Origin of the sequence: Roseovarius sp. D22-M7 (assembly GCF_037083785.1) — a bacterium.
Classification (GTDB): Bacteria; Pseudomonadota; Alphaproteobacteria; order Rhodobacterales; family Rhodobacteraceae; genus Roseovarius.
Map to the genome: position 1 here is coordinate 47,257 of NZ_JBAPKY010000018.1, position 18,482 is coordinate 65,738.

An 18,482-nucleotide genomic window follows, 5' to 3' on the forward strand; every position below is an offset into this window, starting at 1 on the left:
TTCATTCCTCCGTTGTTTCCAGATCATCAGTTTTCGCTCTGGTCGCGTCTCGCCGTGCTACTTTGCCGGTTGCCATCTCCCACCGCCGCACGGCCACATCGCAATAGGCCGGGTCCAGTTCTACCGCGTAGCAGCGCCGCCCGGTGCGCTCGGCCGCGACCAGCTGGCTGCCCGAGCCGCAGAACGGCTCGTAGACCAGGTCGCCGGGATCCGTGAAGGCCGTGAGCACCGCCTCGACCAGCACCACCGGGAACACCGCCGGATGCGATCCAGCCGTCCCCAGCCCGCCCTTGTGGCGCATGATGCGGAAGACGCTGTCCGGGATCCGATGGCTCTGGATCGCGTTGCCGATGCCGGTCTTGGGCCTGACCTGACCCTGCATGGTGCGCAGGCCACCGCCGCCGAGGGTTTCGCCCGCGTGCTTGGAGGGTACGGTCTTGTGCGGTTTGCGCGGCGCGCGATTGAAGTGGAAAATGAACTCGTGCGAGGGCGCGAGCCGCCCGTTCCAGTCACCGGGAAGGCCGGGCCCCTGATCCCATACATACCAGCCGAACCGTCTCCACCCTTGCGTGCGCATCCAGGCGACCCAGCCCTCCCAGTACGGGATCCACTCGCCATCGCGGTGGACCAGGCCGAGATTGACCAGTAGCTGCGCGGCCTCCGTGACCGGGGCAGCGGCAAAAACACCCTGCATCAGCGCATCCCAATCGCCGACCTGCTCCTTTGCTGCGCCATAGTCGCGCTGCTGCGCGTAGGGCGGTGAGGTGAACACCAGCGTGGCCGCCTCGTCCTGCATCAGCCGCGCCACCACCGCCGGTTCGGTGGCATCGCCGCAGATCAGCCGGTGGTCGCCCAGCGCCCAGATATCCCCCGGGCGCGTGATCGGCTCTGCCGGGGGTTCAGGGATCGTATCCGCGGTGTCATCGTCGATGGGCGTGCGGTCACCGTCATTTGCATCATGCAGCAGGGCGTCCAGCTCGTCCTCGGGGATCCCGATCAGCCCGAGATCGAAGTCCTCGGCCATCAGCCCGCGCAGTTCTTCCAGCAGCAGCGCGTCGTCCCAACCGCCGAGTTCGGTGAGCTTGTTGTCGGCGATCCGGTATGCTCGACGCTGCGCCTCGGTCAGATGCTCGAGCACGATCACCGGCGCCTCGGTGAGCCCAAGCCGTGCGGCGGCTAGGACGCGGCCATGGCCTGCGATCAACTCGCCGTCCGTGGCCACAAGGCAGGGCACCGTCCAGCCGAACTCGGCCATGCTGGCGGTGATCCGCGCCACCTGGTCGGCGTCGTGCGTCTTGGCATTACGCGCGTAAGGTTTGAGCCTCGACAGCGGCCAGTGCGCGATCTGGCGCGGCAGAAGGGGCGCGGTCATGCCCCCAGCCTCTTGGCTTTGAGCGCCGCGAATGTCTCGCCGGTCTCGGCCAGAACCGCGTCCTCGCCGGTAAAGGATTGCCAACGCTCGATTGCCACATCGACATAGGCCGGGTTCAGCTCCGCGCCGTAGCAGACGCGGCCCGTGGTCTCGGCCGCGATCAGCGTGGTGCCGGATCCCATGAAGGGCTCATAGACCGCCTGGTCGGGGTTGGAATTGTTCCGGATTGGGCGGCGCATGCACTCCACGGGCTTTTGCGTTCCGTGCACCGTCTCGCTGTCCTGATCCTTGCTTGGGATCTGCCACAGGGTCGTCTGCTTGCGATCACCGGCCCAGTGGCCCCTGGCCTTGGTTCGCACGGCATACCAGCAGGGCTCGTGCTGCCAGTGGTAGTCGCCGCGGCTGAGCACCAGCCGATCCTTGGCCCAGATGATTTGCGACCGGATGCCGAAACCCGAGGCGGTCAGCGACTCCGCCACCTCGGCCGCATGCAGGGCTCCGTGCCAGACATAGGCGACATCGCCGGGAAACAGCGCCCATGCCTCGCGCCAGTCGGCACGGTCATCGTTGAGCACCTTGCCGGTGCGTTTGGTCTTCGCGGCGCCCGCCTGGTTACGCCACGCAGGGTCATAGGCCACGCCATAGGGTGGGTCTGTGACCATCAGCAGCGGCTTCACGTCACCAAGCAGCGCCCCGACCACATCGGCCGACGTGCTGTCGCCACAGATCAGCCGGTGATCCCCAAGCTGCCAGAGGTCCCCCGACACGGAGACCGGCGTGGCCGGGGCTTCGGGAGTGTCATCCTCGCCTTCGACCGGGCCGTCGCCGTCCTGCGCCTCGGGGTCTTGCAGGAGGGCGTCGAGCTCGGCCTCACCGATCCCCAGCAGCGAGAGGTCGAAGTCGTCGGCCAGCAGCCCGGCGATCTCGTCGCGCAGCATGGCTTCGTCCCAGTCACCGAGTTCCGTGAGCTTGTTGTCGGCGATCCGGTAGGCCCGGCGCTCGGCCTCGTCCAGATGGCTCAGCCGGATCACCGGCACCTCGGTCAGCCCCAGCATGGTGGCGGCCAGCACCCGGCCATGCCCGGCGATCAGCTCGCCATCGTCGGCCACCATGCAGGGCACGGTCCAGCCGAACTGCGCCATGCTGGCGGCGATCTTCGCCACCTGGTCGTCGCCGTGCATCTTGGCATTGCGGGCATAGGGGCGCAGCCGGTCGATCGGCCACGCCTCGATCTCGCTTGGCGCGAAGACAAGATCCATGGGTGTTCTCTGCTGTGGTGAAAGGCGGACAGACACAGACGCGCGACCAGACCGGTCGGCGACAGCATCAAAATCTGCGATGTCGGGAAAAAGCAACACGCCCGCGAGGAGTATCCTCCGCGCGCAATTCTTCGATTATTAAGGGGTACGTCAAGGGGGCTAGGAATGTCAAAGGGTTTTTTGCATTTGAATCAACACTTTCCGCGAAAAGCGCCGTGATAGGCCTGCAAGGGGCATCTCGGGGTGGCTTCCTCGGGTGGCTTCAGGCTCGGGTGGATTCCGAGCAGGTGGCTTCTCTGGATTCCTTCGAGGAATCCACCTGGCCAGACCAGCGATCGAGCAAGTGCCTGATAACGAGTCAGAAATCCGAGTCGACCGGTCGGGGTGGATTCCAGGTGGATTCCCCGGTGAGGAATCCAGTCGCTAGCGAAATCGCGCGCTCAGCCCCCCCGTATACGATCAGCGCCCTGGAGGAACCATGGGAGGGGGGTGCAAGCGACCCGTAGGGCCGAGGTGCGCTAGTCACCGAAGCGGCCGCTCGGGCTTGATGTGGCGAAGGACCAGTGTCAGCCCGAAGCGGACTCACGGCCCTTTGGCTCGAGTCTTCGAAAGCTGACCTTCACCGCGTGCGTCGCGAACTGGGAAACTGCTGGATGAAGTGATCCTTCACTGCAGGTGCAGCGTCGGCTGGGGCGAGCCGAAACACCGCCGCCATCCCCTGCCGACCGCTAAGCATCGACAAGAGTATCAGGCCCAGCAGCGCCTCAAGGGATTTTGCCGTCCTTTCCGACCCCACAGATCAGGAACCTCGCGCAATAGTGTTCGAACCGAAAACATGCCTGTCACCTCCGATCAGGCTACCCAACTTGATTTCGTCAGCCAAATCACCGCAGTGCAACAGTTTTCCAGCTTGGATTAAATCGCCATGACCACCTGCCAGCCCGCTTGAGAAATGCCGGTTGACGTGGTAAGACGGGCGACAACGGAAGGGGACACTTGATGAATCCGCTTAACGACCAACTTATTCAGCAGTTTCGATTTAGCTTGCCTGTCTCGCACAACCTCGAAATGTGGGTAAACGAAACGATTGTGGAATATGAACGAGCATCATTGCTTTGGTCTAAGGGCGTCAAAGCGATGCCGATTGATGGGACGCTCTTGGCAATCCTAATCAAGTTGGCCGGTAACGACATTGACGCACCTTATGGCAATGATCTGGACAAATACGAAACACATTTTGGCACGCCGCCGGATTATTGCTGGACTACGTCAGTAGATAAAATATTCGGACAATCAGCAGCAGCCGCGACTCAGCCAGCAACAGCTTGGGTTTCATATTCAAAACTTATGTGAAAATCCGTGGTACTTTATCGTCAATTCGAGTTACAAAGCACTAGCGTCAGAGCTCTACAAAAGGAGTCATTTAACCAAAGAGATCGAGCAGATCTTGTTGGTTGTGAAACTTGCTCATTAGAGTTTGACATGGCGGTCAATAACCGCGGTAGATGTTATGTGTCTGGTCCAGGTTCCGCACTGACCACTTATCACAGGGGCTTGGGTAGAGAGCACGCGAAACTGTTCGCAAATTGCGGTTCCGATGTATTGCCGACGCGTGCAGCTTATCTATACTACGAAAGAAATCATTATTCTTTTCTACATCACGATGCCGCTAGCGCGCATATTACGCTGATCACAGGCCTTTCTGAAAAGCTATCACCATTACTTTTGTTCCCCAATTTCGGTCGCGCATCGCAGGCCGATATCGACGAGCTAAACCAAATTCCGAATGAACCTCTCGACGGATTTTGTCGAATTATGATGGAGGTGTTTGGAGACCGCGGATTGTCCATCCAAGTTCCTGTAACGTTTGGTGTAACGCTCGCACTGCCTGGTCGCGCAATTGCCCATGCACGCACCGCCCAATCGCATCACGGTGCAATCGCCACAACATGTTATTCGTTCATTACACCGCCAGAAGATTTTTTGTTGTAGCGGCGGTGAGCTACTCATGCGTCGATCTTACATCTTTTTCATTATATTAATTGCATTTATTGCAGTTCTCCAATGGGATGGTTTGTCTGATTTACTTGATGGAATACTTGGAGGTATCCAATGGTCAGGGCGGATAGTGAGCTTTCTTCAAGAAAACACACAGGGTTTGATTTTATTGCTTCTTATTGGATTGTTCTTCGAGTTCAAAGACGGTTGCAAAAGTTCACATGATTATATTGCGAAACATGAGATTGGGACGACCTCATACAATCTTCTTAAAAGCGCTATCGTTACAAGTGAAGGCAAGGCACTTGCACAGTTAGGTTTCGCCAAATTATATGGTGAAGAAGCCGCTACACAAATGGTCGAAAACTTATTTATTGAATCCGATGTGCTAAAAGCATTAGATGTATCACTTGCTTTACAGGAAACAAAAAATGCATTTTTGATCGACGTAGAACTATCCTATGAAACTCCCGACAACCGGTTTCTAGTTGCCGTTTCCCGTAGCACAGGTTTGATAGAAAGTTTGCTGGCCACAGGTGAGGTAAACGAGGCATTCTATTCAAATGATCCAAATCTTGGCATTCCCGCGACGATAAAAAGAATACCAAAATTCTATGATTCGAACTCAAAGGATGTAGAACTCTTAAATATGGAAAAATTACCGGCAAAACAGAAACGAAAGATAGCTAGAAGAATTGGCCTGCCGGGGACTCTTATCGATGACTTCGAGCTTTTCGAAGAAGTAAACTCTATTTCAGAAATACCAAATAAGCAACTGGCTCGCTTCGTTATCAACTACCGAATTTCACAGTCAAAAGGATGTCCATTCGCCTATTGGATGAATGATCGGATTTCACTCGTGAGGCAGGTAAAAATTGACGTTAAGGCTCTTGCGCCTAAACAACAAAATGCCGTCAAAGTCCATCGATTCATGGCCTCGTCTCGATGGAGAGCAGAAACACAATTCCACAATGGTGTGTGTGTTATACCGCTTGATTTATGGTCCGTGCCTGGTGACGGTATTGTTGTCACATGGTTCGAAGACACGAAGGAGCTATAGAATGAAAATTACAGAATATATATACGGCGGCAAGACGCGATGCGTACAAGCAGCTTTCCGAATGTTTGTACATGCCAAGACAGGTAAAGATATTGGTTGTGAGAAGGCTGACAAAATTACTGGTTATGTTGAAGGCAGAGGGACATGGCAATTCAGAATGCTACTCGGTCTAGCTTCGTTTGGGTTGCAAGTCGTTGACCAAGAAAATTTTGATATCGAGCTCTTCTTGAGTGATCCTGAAGAGGCTATAAGAAGACAAGTTGGTGATCCCGATACCGTCGCTGCAATTATTCAAGAAACCGATTTAGAAGCTGAAAAAACGGCGGTGCGCAAGTGCCTTGAGTTGCAGTCTGTGCAATTTCTTGAGAAGGTACCCGCACGCCAAGATATTCTTAAGTATCTCGAAGAGAATTGGTTGTTAATGGTAAATGTCAATCGACGTATTTTGGATGGAAAGCCAGGCCGTGAGGGTCACATATTGATTGTAGAAGCATTGTCCGGGGAAAATATTTTTTGTCACGATCCCGGACCTGGGGGGGGATTAAACATCCCTATTAAGTTTGATTTATTTGAAGTGGCTTGGAAAAGCCCGGAACCCGATATGGCAAACATCATCGCGGTCCGAGGTTGAGAACGAAGGTGCAAAACTCGGCCACGGTAGCGGCCGGATGTTCGCAACTTTGCACCGGCAGTTCACTGCGCTGTGCCGCCGTTCGACATCAGCAGAGCGGATGACCGGTTTGCTACTTGAGCGGGCCGCTGACCGCATCGGCATCGGTGCTCGGCGTCGATGACAAGGGCCATGCGCCGGTTTCGCCGAGCACCCTCGGATGAGCTTGCCCAGCGCGTCGTCTGGTCTCGCATTGAATTCAGGTGATTTTTCAGAATGCTTCATGCTGATCGGTGAGCTATCATCGCAGCCATGTGCAATCTCTATTCCAACACCATGCCGCCCGAGGCCATGCGCAGCCTGTTTGCGGTGGAACCCGCGAATGACCGGCTGGGCAACGCAGAGCCCTTGCCGGCCATTTTCCCGAAGACCATGTCGCCGATCGTCGGGGTCGATCCGGACGGCTCCCGCTGGCTGGAGCACGCGCACTGGGGGTTCGTGATGCCCCAGGTCTCGAAGAAGACCGGCAATCCGATCCAGCCCAAGGCGATCAATAACGCGCGGGACGACAAGCTGCGCAACTCCCGGTTCTGGACGAAGAGCTTCGAGGACCGGCGATGCTTGATCCCGGCCACAAGCTACTGCGAGCCCAAGGGGCGCAACCCGGCCACCTATGTCTGGTTCGGCATGGTCGGCGACGAGGAACGACCACCCTTCGCCCTCGCGGGGATCTGGCGCCTCTACAAGGGCAATTACGGCGGCGGCGAAGAGCGTGAGATGATCAACTCCTCGATGATCACGACGACGCCGAACGCGCTGACGCGGCAGACGCATCCGGATCGCTCGCCGACGATCCTTGATACTCGAGATTACGAGCAATGGCTGACCGGCACCCCCGATGAGGCTTTCGCGCTGATCCGATCACTTCCGGCCGAGCGCATGGTGATTCACCAGAGCGGCGAGGGGCTCAAGTCCGATCGGGGCGGTCTGGGCGCTTCCGGATAACCGCGGGCCTTCGGGTCACCGCTTGACAGCCGGGGACCCGGTGCTTGATGTATGCGAGAACACATCATGAACACCGAAGGATTCGCGGATGCCGGTCTATCCGATAGACGCCCCTGTCCTCGCGGAAGGGCAGCCCGTCCCGCTGCGCCTGCCGCGCGCCAGTGCGGGCTTCCCGTCGCCGGCCGGCGATGATCTCGAGGATGAGATCGATCCGATCGCCTGGGTCGTGCGCCACCCGTCCTCGACCTTCTGGTGGCGCGTGGAGGGCGACTGTCTCTGGGACGTCGGCATTCGGGACGGCGACATCATCGCCGTGGACAGGGCCGGCAAGCGGCGCCTCGGGCGCGCCGTCCTCGCGGTCGTCGACGGCGCGGTCAATGCGAAGATCCTGCGCAAGCGGGACGGCAAGTTCTACCTCGCAACGGCTAACAGCCGCGAGAGCTTCCCCGATATCGAGCTGACCGAGGACAGCGAGATCTGGGGCGTCATTGCCGGCGTGGTGCGGCGCTACGATCTCGCGTGACAAACCCGATCGCCATCAGCGACAGCGCGAACTTCTATGTCAGCGCGGAGCGGATCTTTGACCCCAGCCTGAAGGGCGTGCCGGTGATCGTGCTGTCGAACAATGACGGCTGCGCCGTGGCGCGCAGCGACGAGGCGAAAGCGCTCGGCATCAGGATGGGCGAGCCGCTGCACCTGATCCGCGACAAGGTCGAGGCGCACGGGATCCGGGTCTTCTCCTCGAACTATACGCTCTACGGCGATATCAGCCGGCGGGTGGTGGCGGTCTATGAGGACTACACGCCCAACGTCGAGATCTACTCGATCGACGAGTGTTTTCTCGATTTCGGCGGGTTCAGGGACCGGGTGGCGCATGCCCGCGCCATGCGCCGCGACGTGCTGCGCCGCGTCGGTGTGCCCGTTCGGGTTGGGATCGCGCCGACAAAGACGCTCGCCAAATGCGCCAACGACATCGCCAAGAAGAACCCGATCTTCGCGGGCGTTCTGGACATGATGGACCCGGGCCTCGCCCACTGGCTTCTGCCGCTTGTCCCCGTCGGCGACATCTGGGGCATCGGCCGCAGAACCGAAGCCAAGCTGCACGGGCTGGGGATCGGCACGGCCGCGGAGCTGCGGGACATGCCGCCGCGCCAGGCCCGCGCACTGGGCACGGTCGTGCTGGAACGCACCGTCCTGGAGCTGCAGGGGGAGCCCTGCATTGCGTTCGATGATGTCGCGCCACAGCGCAAGGGGATGGCCGTCACCCGGTCTGCCGGCACGCCGATGCAGGACTTCGACACGCTGTTCGAGGCGATCACCGCGCACGCGACGCGCGCTGCGGAGAAGCTGCGACAGCACGGGCTCGTGGCCGGAACGATGACCGTCTTTTTCCACACGAACCGGCACCGCCCGGACCGGCCGCAATATGCCAGATCCCGGACAACGCGCATTGTGCCGATGTCATCGGACACGTTCGAGCTGGTCGCGGCCGCGAAGCGCTGCGCCCTGGCGGCATGGCCGAAAACCGGGGCCCACGCTTACGCGTTCACCAAGGCGGGTGTCATGCTCGATGATCTGCTGCCGCTCGAAGATCGCCCGAGGACGCTGTTTGATGCGCCGCGCGGCTCGCCCGCCTTGATGCGCGCGCTCGACGCGGTGAACAGTCGGTTCGGGAAGAAGACCATGGTGCTCGCGAGCGAGGGCATGTCGCGATCCTGGCAGTTGCGCGCCGATCATCGCAGCCCGCGCTATACCACACGTCTGTCGGATCTGCCGGTCGTGCGGTGAAGCACGTACGGATCGAGCACCGGACTGCACACGATTAGTGAGTTGCGTTCGCCTCATCACTGGCGGCGTGATTATCGCCGGTGTTTGGTACCGTCGGATGGTGCTTTGTCCGCTCTGCGACAGCAGCAGGAACTTTGCCGACCGTGGTGAATTCATATTTTCGCTTTGGTCTCGATCATGGACAAAAACTCTGCGACATCCATCAGCCATTCGCGCTGCGGCGCCCTGTACGTCTCTTGCAGTGGTGCCGGCAGGACCAACTGCAGCTGAGAAGCCTGCATCTCATGTGTCTGGGCTTCTGAAATCGCTGGCTCAAGCGTAAGAAGATGCTTCGGTGCAATCCGGTCGGCCTCGGCCAGCACCTGACGCCACCGGTCCTTGCAACTTGTCTTCACCGCGAGCATCGACAGCCGTGCTGAGGGATATGACGGGTCGGCATATTCAGCTTCACCCGGGAACAGAAAGTCGGCGGCGTTGCGCTTTTCCGTCGTTGCCTCGCGGCGGTAGCGAACGCCCCGTGCTTTGAGGATCGCCTCGACATGGTGGCCGAACGCCCATCCGGCGCGGGATTTTCGCCGGTTTTGCACCGACAGCGAAAACGACAGAAACCCGTCAACATCGACCATCTCGCCGTCGCTGAACCCTTCCGTCAGCCTTTCCGCCACCACCCGCCGCTCGAGACTGCGAAACAGCGCCTCCTCGTGCTCCATCCATGCGATCAGGGCCGCGTCCGGAGCATCGCGCGGATCCACGCCGGTCAGCGTTTTTCGGGTAAATGCCGAGAATTCCGCGGTGCCAGGAAATTTCAGGCCGAAACGATCGACCAGCCTGTCCAGCGCATCGGGCTCTTCTTCCTCGGGTTCGATTCCGAGCTCACCGAGAATGAAGCGGGCGGCCAGATCGATATCCCGCCCGCCGTCAGCAGGGAGTTCTCGCGGGCTGAGTCTGTAGTCCTCGGTCAGGCTCAGCCCAAACAGCCAGAGGAGCTTCTGTTCAGTGCTGCTGCCGGCCGGACAGAGGATTGCCAGCACGCGACGTTCAGCCGTCATGCACAGAAAGAGCGTGTCCCCCTCGCGGGCGCGGTGGACGACGGGTTCGCTGGCGGCGGGATAATACAGCCGGTATTCGGGACCGCGATGCCCCTTGCCGCGACGGCTGTCGTACCAGGTGCCGTGCAGTTCCAGGCGATCCGGCTCCTCCTGTTCGTCATCCATCCAGATATAGGTGACGGGAACCTGCTCTTTTTCGGCCGGGGTTCCGAGGAACAGCCGAAACGCGTCCACCCCCTGAAACTCATGACCATTGGAGACGGCCGGATCGACCTCTGTCCCGCGCAGCACCTTGGCGCCCGCGCCAGCGAAATATTCCGAAAGATAACCACGCGCCGCCATTCAGCCCTCGCTATCCGGCCCGGCGTTGTGGCCGGTCAGATCAAGGTGACCCTCGCCGGAACGCAGCCAGTTCGCAACCACCGCAATCATGCGCGCAGGTTCAAGGCGGCCACGGCCCTTCATCGCGCATTCCCAGACGATACCGGTCCGCCAGCCCGCTTCGTTCAGCGCGGCGTGGGCGGCACGGTCACGTGCGACCGTACCGCCGATTTTCCTGCGCCAGAACTCCTCACGGGTCCTCGGCCAGCGGAACAAATCGCAGTCATGACCGTGCCAGAAACAGCCGTTTACAAAAATGACAGCGCTGTATCTGGCAAACACGAGGTCAGGTCGGCCGGGGAGGTAGCGGCTGTGCAGACGGTAGCGGAAGCCCAGCGCATGAAGTCCGCGCCGCAACACGAGTTCGGGCTTCGTGTCGCGGCCGCCGATCGCCGCCATATTGCGGCTGCGCGTGGCGCTGTCGTGAACATCAGCCAACTTTATTGAGTGGCGCGGGTCCGGTTTTGATAAGGTCCAGAACATGCGGATGCATGACGCGGGCGACCTCGGCGAATACCGGCACCGCAACTGAATTTCCGAATTGCCTGTAGGCCTGTGTGTCGGAGACAGGAATGCGGAAGCTGTCCTCATATCCCATGAGACGGGCGCATTCCCGTGGGGTGAGCCGCCGGGGACGCTGGCCTTCTCCCCGGCTGACCAGGATTTCCGAGCCGTCCTTGTAGTAGCGCGCAGAAAGCGTCCGGGCGATACTGTCACCGTCGACCAGACCAAAGCCGAAGCCGTTGCCCTTTGCACGGTGCTTTGCCGCATACCCCTGCAGATAGCTCCACAGCTTGTCGGAGAGCGTGTAACGCTCGCTGACTGCGGCCTCCGGCCCGCAGGTAAAGTGGCTTTCGGGCGCCTCACTGCCGTCCTCCGGGTGCAGGATATCGCGCATGCGCCTGTTGCCACGCGGCGGAATCGCCATTTCGTCAAAGGAGAACGGGACGTCCTCACGAAACCCGACCATCACGATGCGCTCGCGGTGCTGGGGCACGAAATGGGCGGCATCGATGATGCGCGTGTGAAGTTTGTATCCCAGCTCGTCCTCAAGCTTGCGCCGGATGACCGCGAACGTGCGCCCGCGGTCATGGCTTTTCAGGTTCTTTACGTTCTCCAGAAGGAATGCCGCAGGCCGGTGGTGCAGCAGGATACGCAGCACATCGAAAAAAAGCGTGCCTTGTGTTTCGTTCAGAAACCCGTGCTTACGGCTCAGCGCATTGAACTTCGACACGCCGGCAATTGAGAAGGGCTGACAGGGAAATCCCGCAACGAGCACATCATGTTCCGGGATCTGGTCTGCATCGATCGTCCGGATGTCACCTTCGATCGCCCGGTTATCAGGGAAATTGGCATGGTAGGTTGCCTGAGCGAACTTATCCCATTCCGAGGTCATCACGCAGCGCCCGCCCGCTTTCTCCATGGCCCGCCTGAGGCCGCCGATACCGGCGAAGAGATCGATGAAGGAGAAATCCCCCTCGGGCATTTTTGACCGCCGCGCCCCGATCTCCTGGCGCAGGAGGCGCAGGACACCGTTGCGCGGGCTTTCCTCGCCGCGCTTCCAGCGATAGATGTGCCCCTCGGAATATCCGAGCTTCGAGGCAGCCTCTGCCACGGGCCAGCCCACCTGCTGCAGCAGTGTCGCGAATTCCGTCATATCTGCTCCTGATCCTGCACCGCCCCTGCCCTGGGTCGATTTTTGACACAATGCGCGGGCAGTTCCCGAAAAGCAAGAACAATGCGCAAACAAATCCCCTGATATTGTGTTGACAGTCACAGGACCCCCATGATGTGTTATGATCCTCATCCGGGATCGGGCCAAAGAAACTGAGATGAAGCCTCGTCCCGCACAGCTCATTCGAAACCTGATCTCCCGGAAGCGCTGACCCACGGCCGTGCCTTCGGCATCACCCCTGTCACCTCGACCTCTCGCAGCATCCCGCCCGCGATCAGCCCGTCGCGCACCCAGCCCAGCGCCTGCCGCCATTCGTCATAATCCTTTCGGGCAGATGCGATCTGCTCTGGATGCGGGGAAAAGGTCACCGGGCAGGCAAGGATCTCGACGGTTTTCCATCTGCCGCGGGGCGTTGGGCCCCGGACCCGAATGCGCGCGGTCCCGACGACGACAGTTTTCGCACGCTCGCCATGCTTGTTGCGCCGGACGTCCACAGGCACGCAGCGCGGCACGGCACCGGGCATCCAGTCCGGCGTCAGACCAGCGCGGGCGAGCTCGGCCACGCGGATTGCCATGCGCTTGCCGCCGAGGCTTTCGGGGAGCCCCGCGACCGTGGCGGCGATCACCTCGGCATCCGGGTGGGTGTCGTCGCCGATCTTGTAGCGCCCGCCATCGACCTTGCAGCCCAGCGCAGCCCGCTGGATCAGCACGTATTCCAGGCCAACGCCCGAGGGATGCGCGTGCTCGGGTTTCGACCGCTCCGGCAGTTCCAACCGGGCCTTCTCGACGCGGAACGCCCATTCCAGCGCCTGCTGCACGCTCATGGCGCGCTTCGCCCTGCCGCGCGCGTTGCCCTGCGCCGGCGTTCGCGGCAGCCTGCGATCCATCCTGCTCATAGCACACCTCGCGCCCGCAGCCGGTCCGCCGTGACCAGCCCGCGGGCCAGCATGGCGTCGCGCATGGTGGTGCTGATCATGTTGGCCGGCAGGAACTGATCGGAGTTCACCATCCCGGCATAGAAGGCCGCGAGCTCGTCCTCGCTTGGCAGCGGGCCGGAGGGAGCTTTTCCGCGCTGCCTGCGCCCACCGGCGCGCTCTTCGGCCTTCTGGGAACCGGACCCTTTCTGCGCCTGGCGCTGGGCGGCGCGCTGCATGGCGCGATCGAGGGCCTTGGGCCCGTCCGGCGGGTCGGGATGGTCGTGGCGCGTTTTCTCGGCAACAGCGAGGATCGCCTCGGCGCTGAGGCCGAGATCATCGCACCAGCGTCGGACATGCTCGCGGGGCGGCCAGCCCTGCCACCACGATGGCAGTGTGGCGTTGGGGGCAAAGCCCAGCGCGCTGAGCAGCTCTGCAAAGAACCGATCAAAATCGAAATCGCGCGCTCGCGCGCCCTCCTCCTCCTTTACTGGTTCCCTTAAAGGTTCCCTTACAGGGTTAGTGTCCGGATTCCGGACACGGGTCGGGGCATTTTTCGGACACGGGTCGGCGCCAAAATCGGACACGGGTCTTTCGGGGTTCCCGTGTCCGGAATCTGGACACGGCTCGGCCGGATCCTGTGCATCGGTAGAGGTATCGGCGCCCTCATCGCAGGCGCCGCCCGCGTCGCCGGGGCCATGTCCGGTTTCCGGACACGGGTCCGCCTCCTGTTGTGTAAAGCCCGGCTCGAACCCCAGAATGTAGCGGGTGGCCATCTGGCGTTTGGTGACCGGATCGATGCGGGGCACGCGGCGCAGCAACGCCGCGCGCTCGAGCTGGACCAGGTGCAGATTCAGCGTCGAGCGGCTGATCTCACAATCATACGCAAGACGGCTCTGCGAGGGAAAGCACCCGTAATCAGGGTTGAAGCGATCGCAGAGATGCCAGAGCACGATCTTGGCGGTGGGCTTCAAGCCCCGCTGCTGGATCGCCCAGTTGGTGGCGGCATGGCTCATGGCGTGCCCCTCCGTGCCGTGGTGTTGGAAGTGTGCCCCGCGCCGGGCTCGCCGGTTTGCGCGACGCGCGTGGTCAAGCCGTGATCGGCGAGTGCGGCCAGCGCGTCGTCGAGCGAGCGCACGAGCGCCCAGCCGAAGCCCTGCGCGCGGACCGCATCGCGAAACACCACCTGCGCGGGACTGAGCTGGCCCTTGGGCGCCTTCAGCTCCAGAAACAGCGCGCGGCCGTCGCAAAGCACCAACAAATCGGCAAAGCCGGGATGCACGCCCATGCCGACCAGGATGGCCTGGCGTTTCGCGCCGCGTGGCCCGGGTTCGGTCACCTCGTTGGCGCAGTGGTGGATGATGGCCGTCTTCGGCAGGGCGAAGCGCAGGGCGCTGACGACAGCCCGCTGCAGGTCCGCCTCAGGTGTCCCGCGGCGCCTCATCGCCCGCCCTCCCGCTTCGGCCGGGCGCGCTCGGCGCGCCCCGGTGATTTCGCCTCGAGGACGACCAGCAGAAGCCGGGCATCCTCACGCTCTTCGGCGGTCTGGCCATGCCGGACGAGCACATTGCAGGCGAGCCGCACCATGTGATCGGAGTGATGAACCACGTCGGCGACCACGATGCGGGCCTCGCGCAGCCGCTCGTCGATCCAGTCCTGGCGGGCCTCGTCGCGGCGCGCCCGGGAGCCGTGCTGATTGCGGAAGGGCAGGGGGACGCTCATCGACGGCCTCCCGCGCGGCGATGGCCGCGTGTCCGGGCCCGGCCATAGCCCTGGTCCTCCAGCTGCTCGAGCCAGTCCAGAACGGCCGCGCGGCGGTAGTAGATCTTGCGCCCGGCCCGGATACAGGGCGGCCCCCAGCGTTCGGCTTCCCAGCGGCGGAGGGTGCTTTCAGACACCCCCAATTGCTGGGCGAGATCCGGGCGGCTGATCCAGCCTCCCATGAGCCCCTCGGAGGTATTTGGCCGTGGCTGTGTCTCATTCATCGTTTGCATCAGGCATCTCCCATTGGCGCGCCCGAACACCGGGCGTCGACTGGTGCCAGTGAGACAGATCGCCTGGGGTGGCAGGGAGGCACGGGGTGGCACGCAAAACGCCACCCCCGTGCCACCCCTTATTTTATTGGCTTTGCGGGCGATTGGCGTCGCAACACCGAGGCCGACGCCGCAATGCAGCAATTTCGGCCTTTCGGCGGTTCACGCGCATTCGGCTGCATTCGCGTTGATTTACAGGGGATTCGCGCGCATTCGTGCTCAAACCGGGGGTGGCACCGCGCACGAATGCGTGCCACCCCCTGATTTCATTGGGAATCTACAAGATTCGGCGGTTTTACACCCGGCTTTGGCACTCTGCAGGTCTGTTTGCCGATGGGATTCGCGGCCCGGTTAGACCGGCACGGATTTCTCATTTGTCGCTGGAGCCCCCGAAACCGCAATAAAGCAAGGGATGGCACGCCACCTGTCTCCGGCGTGCCACCCCGTGCCTCCCTGCCACCCCCGGCGTCATGCTCTGCTTGATAGACGCGGCGTTTTACGCGTCATCACGAGGGGCAAGAGAGAGGTGTGCAGATGGGAAACAGGCAGAAACTGACCGAGGTGGTCCTGCGCGACGCCGTGCCCGCGGCGGGCCGGGACTACCAGATTTTCGACACCGAGCTGCGCGGCTTTGCCGTGTGCATCTATCGCAGCGGAGGCCGGGCCTTCACGCTAGATTACCGCTACGCAGGACGCCAGCGCCGGATGACCTTTGGCCGCTGGCCGGAATGGAGCGTCTCTGCGGCGCGGACGCGCGCCAAGGAGCTGCGCCGGGACATCGATGCCGGGGGCGATCCGCTGGCGAGCCGCGATGCCGGCCGCGAGGCGCCCCGCGTCGCCGATCTGATCGAGCGCTACGTCGAGGTGCACCTGACGCATCTGGCCGCGCGGAACGCGGCTGATCAGCGTGCGATGATGGAGAAGTTCATCGCGCCCGCCTGGGGCCGGATGCTGATCACTGAGGTCAGCGCCTACGATGTGGAACTGCTGCTGACCAGGATCGCCGAGGGGCGCGCGCGGCCCGCCAAGGCAAAGCCCAATAACCGGGCCCGCAAGCTACAAGGGGCGAGGCCGACGCCCGTGCGCGCAAACCGGGTTGGTGAGGTGGTCAGGAAGATGTTCGCCTATGCCGTCAAATGGGGCTGGCGCGAGGACAACCCTGCCATGGGATTTCGCCGCCGGATGGAAACGCCCCGCGAGCGGTATCTGTCGCAGCAGGAAATCATTCGCCTCGGCATGGCACTGGATGCGGCCGAAGACATGCGGGCGGCGAACATCATCCGGCTCTGCATGCTGACGGGGGCCCGCGTGGGCGAGGTGCGTCAGGCCCGGTTCGAAGATTTCAACCTTGAGCACCTGACATGGGCAAAGCCCGCGACCACGACCAAGCAGCGGCGCGTGCACCGCGTGCCTATCTCGGACGAGGCCTCGGTGATCGTGCGCCAGTGTCGTCAGGCCGTGGTCGCGGGCTGCCCATGGCTCTTCCCCGGCGATACGCCGGGCCAGCCCGTGCAGGAGGTCCGGCGGTTTTGGCGGCGCATCCAGAAGGAAGCCTGTATCGAGGATGTCCGCATCCATGACCTGCGCCACACCTTCGCATCGCTGCTGGTGAGCGGCGGGGCCTCACTCGAGATGATCGGCAAGCTGCTGGGCCATAGCCAGATGCAAACAACCCAGCGCTATGCGCATCTCATGGACTCGCCCTTGCGCGCTGGAGTCGATGCCGTGGCCAGTGCCTTCAGGCCCAGGCCACAGCTGGTTCACAACGCGGACTCGTCCTCATCATCGGCGTCGGAGCAAGGAGGATCAGGTCGGGTTACCCCTTCGATCTCCTGAACTTCAGCGCGTCGAGCACCGGTTTCAGGCGCCGTCGGATCGACCGTTCGTCGGGGAAGGTGCCATCACGTGAATTGTTCGAGAACCAGTCCTGAAGTTCACGGATCCATTCCGCCTGCGAGATGGGCAGGCCCTCCTCGAACACGCGCCGTGTGATCTCGACATGCATGCCGACCCAGTCGTAGTCACCGTCCTCGCCCAGCCCGGCGCCTTCTGCGATCCGGTCAAACAGGTTATGTGCGTCCTCGAAGCGCTGAACATCGTTGCCCAGGATCATCACATCCCCGATCGAGACCATGACGCCCTCTTCCGGGGTGCTGATGTGCAACCACTCTTGCTCCTCAAGCGGACGGATGCGCTTGACAGGTGCGGAGTGCGGCCCGGTTCCGCAGCGGCGAAATATCGGCAGGATGTCCGTTGGCTGGATCTGCACCAGCCCGCTGGCAGATCGTTCTCCGCATTCGACGGAGGGAATGCCGGTAACGACTCTCAGGGACCCCGTACCGGACCACCCGGCGATGTCGGATATCGTGCAACCCCAGCGCGCAGCGGCTTCGTGAACAGTATAGAAGACACGTTGTGGCAATCCCATTGGTAGATTCCTCTCGTTTGCGTGCCGCTGGCCGGATCAGGCAGGCCCGGTCAGCGGCAGTTTCACACTCTTGTCAGAGACTTGGATGTTTGAGAGCGCATGCTCCGTGAGCAAAAATCCCGCCTCGAGAGCTGACCTAGAGCGCCTGTGAGATCAAAGCCCTTCCCAGCTTTTCGGCTGCTGATTGAAGATCACCGGACATGTCTCCTACGAGTTCGGCAACTTTACCGGGTGGCTGAAATTGCCGCGGCGCGGCATCGGGTCGGGGTACCCACGGGGTACCTCTTTGCACGAAGTCATAGGCGAGTTCGCGGTCGAGGACCGCATGGCGCGGCGCATGTTCAGCCAGTTCGCAGACCTGTTCCCAGGGGTGGTGACCAATGATGACGATGATCGCCGGCGTTGGTGCACCCTATCGTCCTGACAGACGCGCAGACGTTCGGGCGCGGGGCTCAGGACTTCACAGCCAGTGGCTGGCTGGAGATGGCGTGGCACTCGAGGTCATCTTGTTGCGGGGCGGAATTGCCCTGGCTGAGCCAAGTCACAGCGGCCGTTCGCCATGCCGGTCTTGGGCGGCAGTAATGCGCAGATAGTGCTGTTTGCAAAGTTGCGAACTTTGGTCACCCTTCAAGACACGCCCGGCCCGTTGCCGACATTCGAGACTCAAAATTTCGGCAAGCCAGATTCCCCGAAACAGACATTCATGCATCGCAAGGCATTTCAATCTGGGCATCGGCCGGGTCGCGGGACTCAGCGGACCGTAGAAATAGGCCCGCCAGCCTTGAAGCCAACGGGCCGAAAATGCTGAAACTATCCACTCACGGACGCTTCCATACAGCACAGAAATATGAATCCAGCATGACGGATATGGGGCTGTTTGGAGCTTGGTTTGAGATATGGGCAAAAGTTG

At 61.5% G+C, this 18,482-nt stretch carries 19 protein-coding genes; 8 read left to right on the plus strand and 11 right to left on the minus strand.

Annotated features, from left to right (window positions below; all coding sequences use genetic code 11):
* Position 1: 1 nt before the first annotated feature.
* Positions 2 to 1,372 (minus strand): site-specific DNA-methyltransferase, encoded by a 1,371-nt coding sequence (locus tag V8324_RS10120; RefSeq protein ID WP_336419813.1) that lies wholly within the window; start codon positions 1,370 to 1,372, stop codon positions 2 to 4.
* On the minus strand, positions 1,369 to 2,631 hold the full coding sequence (locus V8324_RS10125; protein WP_336419814.1) for a site-specific DNA-methyltransferase: 1,263 nt from the start codon (positions 2,629 to 2,631) through the stop codon (positions 1,369 to 1,371). Before V8324_RS10125 ends, V8324_RS10120 begins: the two co-directional genes overlap by 4 nt.
* 999 nt (positions 2,632 to 3,630) lie before the next feature.
* Between V8324_RS10125 and V8324_RS10130 the strand changes: the two genes are divergently transcribed.
* The 7 genes from V8324_RS10130 to V8324_RS10160 all read left to right on the plus strand — a co-directional run bounded on the left by V8324_RS10130 (position 3,631) and on the right by V8324_RS10160 (position 9,092).
* Positions 3,631 to 3,984, plus strand: coding sequence for a hypothetical protein (locus V8324_RS10130; RefSeq protein ID WP_336419815.1), 354 nt, complete (start codon positions 3,631 to 3,633; stop codon positions 3,982 to 3,984).
* A 129-nt stretch (positions 3,985 to 4,113) separates the two neighbouring features.
* Complete coding sequence (locus V8324_RS10135; protein ID WP_336419816.1) at positions 4,114 to 4,623, plus strand: hypothetical protein; 510 nt, start codon at positions 4,114 to 4,116, stop codon at positions 4,621 to 4,623.
* Positions 4,624 to 4,639: 16 nt separating this feature from the next.
* Entirely contained in the window at positions 4,640 to 5,689 is a 1,050-nt protein-coding gene (locus V8324_RS10140) for a hypothetical protein (protein ID WP_336419817.1), read from the plus strand.
* A 1-nt stretch (position 5,690) separates the two neighbouring features.
* A complete protein-coding gene (locus tag V8324_RS10145) occupies positions 5,691 to 6,320 on the plus strand; it encodes a hypothetical protein (protein ID WP_336419818.1) in 630 nt (209 codons plus the stop codon).
* 291 nt (positions 6,321 to 6,611) lie between these two features.
* Positions 6,612 to 7,304, plus strand: a complete 693-nt coding sequence (locus tag V8324_RS10150) for an SOS response-associated peptidase (protein ID WP_336419819.1) — start codon at positions 6,612 to 6,614, stop codon at positions 7,302 to 7,304.
* Positions 7,305 to 7,392: 88 nt separating this feature from the next.
* A complete protein-coding gene (locus V8324_RS10155) occupies positions 7,393 to 7,827 on the plus strand; it encodes a LexA family protein (protein ID WP_336419820.1) in 435 nt (144 codons plus the stop codon).
* Positions 7,824 to 9,092 carry a Y-family DNA polymerase gene (locus V8324_RS10160; protein ID WP_336419821.1) on the plus strand — a complete coding sequence of 423 codons (1,269 nt, stop codon included), beginning with the start codon at positions 7,824 to 7,826 and terminating at the stop codon, positions 9,090 to 9,092. Before V8324_RS10155 ends, V8324_RS10160 begins: the two co-directional genes overlap by 4 nt.
* Before the next feature lie 152 nt (positions 9,093 to 9,244).
* Here the strand turns inward: V8324_RS10160 and V8324_RS10165 are convergent, their stop codons facing one another.
* The 8 genes from V8324_RS10165 to V8324_RS10200 all read right to left on the minus strand — a co-directional run bounded on the left by V8324_RS10165 (position 9,245) and on the right by V8324_RS10200 (position 15,105).
* Positions 9,245 to 10,483 carry a type II restriction endonuclease gene (locus V8324_RS10165; protein ID WP_336419822.1) on the minus strand — a complete coding sequence of 413 codons (1,239 nt, stop codon included), beginning with the start codon at positions 10,481 to 10,483 and terminating at the stop codon, positions 9,245 to 9,247.
* Positions 10,484 to 11,005, minus strand: coding sequence for a very short patch repair endonuclease (locus V8324_RS10170; RefSeq protein ID WP_336419823.1), 522 nt, complete (start codon positions 11,003 to 11,005; stop codon positions 10,484 to 10,486). It lies immediately after the preceding gene.
* Positions 10,953 to 12,179 (minus strand): DNA (cytosine-5-)-methyltransferase, encoded by a 1,227-nt coding sequence (dcm, locus tag V8324_RS10175; RefSeq protein WP_336419824.1) that lies wholly within the window; start codon positions 12,177 to 12,179, stop codon positions 10,953 to 10,955. Before dcm ends, V8324_RS10170 begins: the two co-directional genes overlap by 53 nt.
* Positions 12,180 to 12,376: 197 nt before the next feature.
* Positions 12,377 to 13,093, minus strand: coding sequence for a hypothetical protein (locus tag V8324_RS10180; RefSeq protein WP_336419825.1), 717 nt, complete (start codon positions 13,091 to 13,093; stop codon positions 12,377 to 12,379).
* Positions 13,090 to 14,127: a helix-turn-helix domain-containing protein gene (locus tag V8324_RS10185; RefSeq protein ID WP_336419826.1), complete on the minus strand. Its 1,038-nt coding sequence runs from the start codon at positions 14,125 to 14,127 to the stop codon at positions 13,090 to 13,092. The genes V8324_RS10180 and V8324_RS10185 overlap by 4 nt, the downstream gene beginning before the upstream one ends.
* Entirely contained in the window at positions 14,124 to 14,555 is a 432-nt protein-coding gene (locus V8324_RS10190) for a VRR-NUC domain-containing protein (RefSeq protein ID WP_336419827.1), read from the minus strand. Before V8324_RS10190 ends, V8324_RS10185 begins: the two co-directional genes overlap by 4 nt.
* Positions 14,552 to 14,833 (minus strand): hypothetical protein, encoded by a 282-nt coding sequence (locus tag V8324_RS10195; RefSeq protein WP_336419828.1) that lies wholly within the window; start codon positions 14,831 to 14,833, stop codon positions 14,552 to 14,554. Before V8324_RS10195 ends, V8324_RS10190 begins: the two co-directional genes overlap by 4 nt.
* Complete coding sequence (locus V8324_RS10200; protein ID WP_336419829.1) at positions 14,830 to 15,105, minus strand: helix-turn-helix transcriptional regulator; 276 nt, start codon at positions 15,103 to 15,105, stop codon at positions 14,830 to 14,832. Before V8324_RS10200 ends, V8324_RS10195 begins: the two co-directional genes overlap by 4 nt.
* A gap of 573 nt (positions 15,106 to 15,678) precedes the next feature.
* On the opposite strand from V8324_RS10200, the gene V8324_RS10205 reads away from it, so the two are divergent.
* Entirely contained in the window at positions 15,679 to 16,980 is a 1,302-nt protein-coding gene (locus V8324_RS10205) for a tyrosine-type recombinase/integrase (protein ID WP_336419830.1), read from the plus strand.
* Here the strand turns inward: V8324_RS10205 and V8324_RS10210 are convergent.
* On the minus strand, positions 16,961 to 17,572 hold the full coding sequence (locus V8324_RS10210) for a hypothetical protein (RefSeq protein ID WP_336419831.1): 612 nt from the start codon (positions 17,570 to 17,572) through the stop codon (positions 16,961 to 16,963). The genes V8324_RS10205 and V8324_RS10210 overlap by 20 nt on opposite strands.
* Positions 17,573 to 18,482: the final 910 nt, after the last annotated feature.

Excerpts from the sequence above, each read along its gene's own strand:
- V8324_RS10120 (WP_336419813.1), bottom strand. The coding sequence starts at position 1,372 with ATGACCGCGCCCCTTCTGCCGCGCCAGATCGCGCACTGGCCGCTGTCG.
- V8324_RS10125 (WP_336419814.1), bottom strand. The coding sequence starts at position 2,631 with ATGGATCTTGTCTTCGCGCCAAGCGAGATCGAGGCGTGGCCGATCGAC.
- V8324_RS10130 (WP_336419815.1), top strand. The coding sequence starts at position 3,631 with ATGAATCCGCTTAACGACCAACTTATTCAGCAGTTTCGATTTAGCTTG.
- V8324_RS10135 (WP_336419816.1), top strand. The coding sequence starts at position 4,114 with ATGGCGGTCAATAACCGCGGTAGATGTTATGTGTCTGGTCCAGGTTCC.
- V8324_RS10140 (WP_336419817.1), top strand. The coding sequence starts at position 4,640 with ATGCGTCGATCTTACATCTTTTTCATTATATTAATTGCATTTATTGCA.
- V8324_RS10145 (WP_336419818.1), top strand. The coding sequence starts at position 5,691 with ATGAAAATTACAGAATATATATACGGCGGCAAGACGCGATGCGTACAA.
- V8324_RS10150 (WP_336419819.1), top strand. The coding sequence starts at position 6,612 with ATGTGCAATCTCTATTCCAACACCATGCCGCCCGAGGCCATGCGCAGC.
- V8324_RS10155 (WP_336419820.1), top strand. The coding sequence starts at position 7,393 with ATGCCGGTCTATCCGATAGACGCCCCTGTCCTCGCGGAAGGGCAGCCC.
- V8324_RS10165 (WP_336419822.1), bottom strand. The coding sequence starts at position 10,483 with ATGGCGGCGCGTGGTTATCTTTCGGAATATTTCGCTGGCGCGGGCGCC.
- V8324_RS10170 (WP_336419823.1), bottom strand. The coding sequence starts at position 11,005 with ATGTTCTGGACCTTATCAAAACCGGACCCGCGCCACTCAATAAAGTTG.
- dcm (WP_336419824.1), bottom strand. The coding sequence starts at position 12,179 with ATGACGGAATTCGCGACACTGCTGCAGCAGGTGGGCTGGCCCGTGGCA.
- V8324_RS10180 (WP_336419825.1), bottom strand. The coding sequence starts at position 13,093 with ATGAGCAGGATGGATCGCAGGCTGCCGCGAACGCCGGCGCAGGGCAAC.
- V8324_RS10185 (WP_336419826.1), bottom strand. The coding sequence starts at position 14,127 with ATGAGCCATGCCGCCACCAACTGGGCGATCCAGCAGCGGGGCTTGAAG.
- V8324_RS10190 (WP_336419827.1), bottom strand. The coding sequence starts at position 14,555 with ATGAGGCGCCGCGGGACACCTGAGGCGGACCTGCAGCGGGCTGTCGTC.
- V8324_RS10195 (WP_336419828.1), bottom strand. The coding sequence starts at position 14,833 with ATGAGCGTCCCCCTGCCCTTCCGCAATCAGCACGGCTCCCGGGCGCGC.
- V8324_RS10200 (WP_336419829.1), bottom strand. The coding sequence starts at position 15,105 with ATGCAAACGATGAATGAGACACAGCCACGGCCAAATACCTCCGAGGGG.
- V8324_RS10205 (WP_336419830.1), top strand. The coding sequence starts at position 15,679 with ATGGGAAACAGGCAGAAACTGACCGAGGTGGTCCTGCGCGACGCCGTG.
- V8324_RS10210 (WP_336419831.1), bottom strand. The coding sequence starts at position 17,572 with ATGGGATTGCCACAACGTGTCTTCTATACTGTTCACGAAGCCGCTGCG.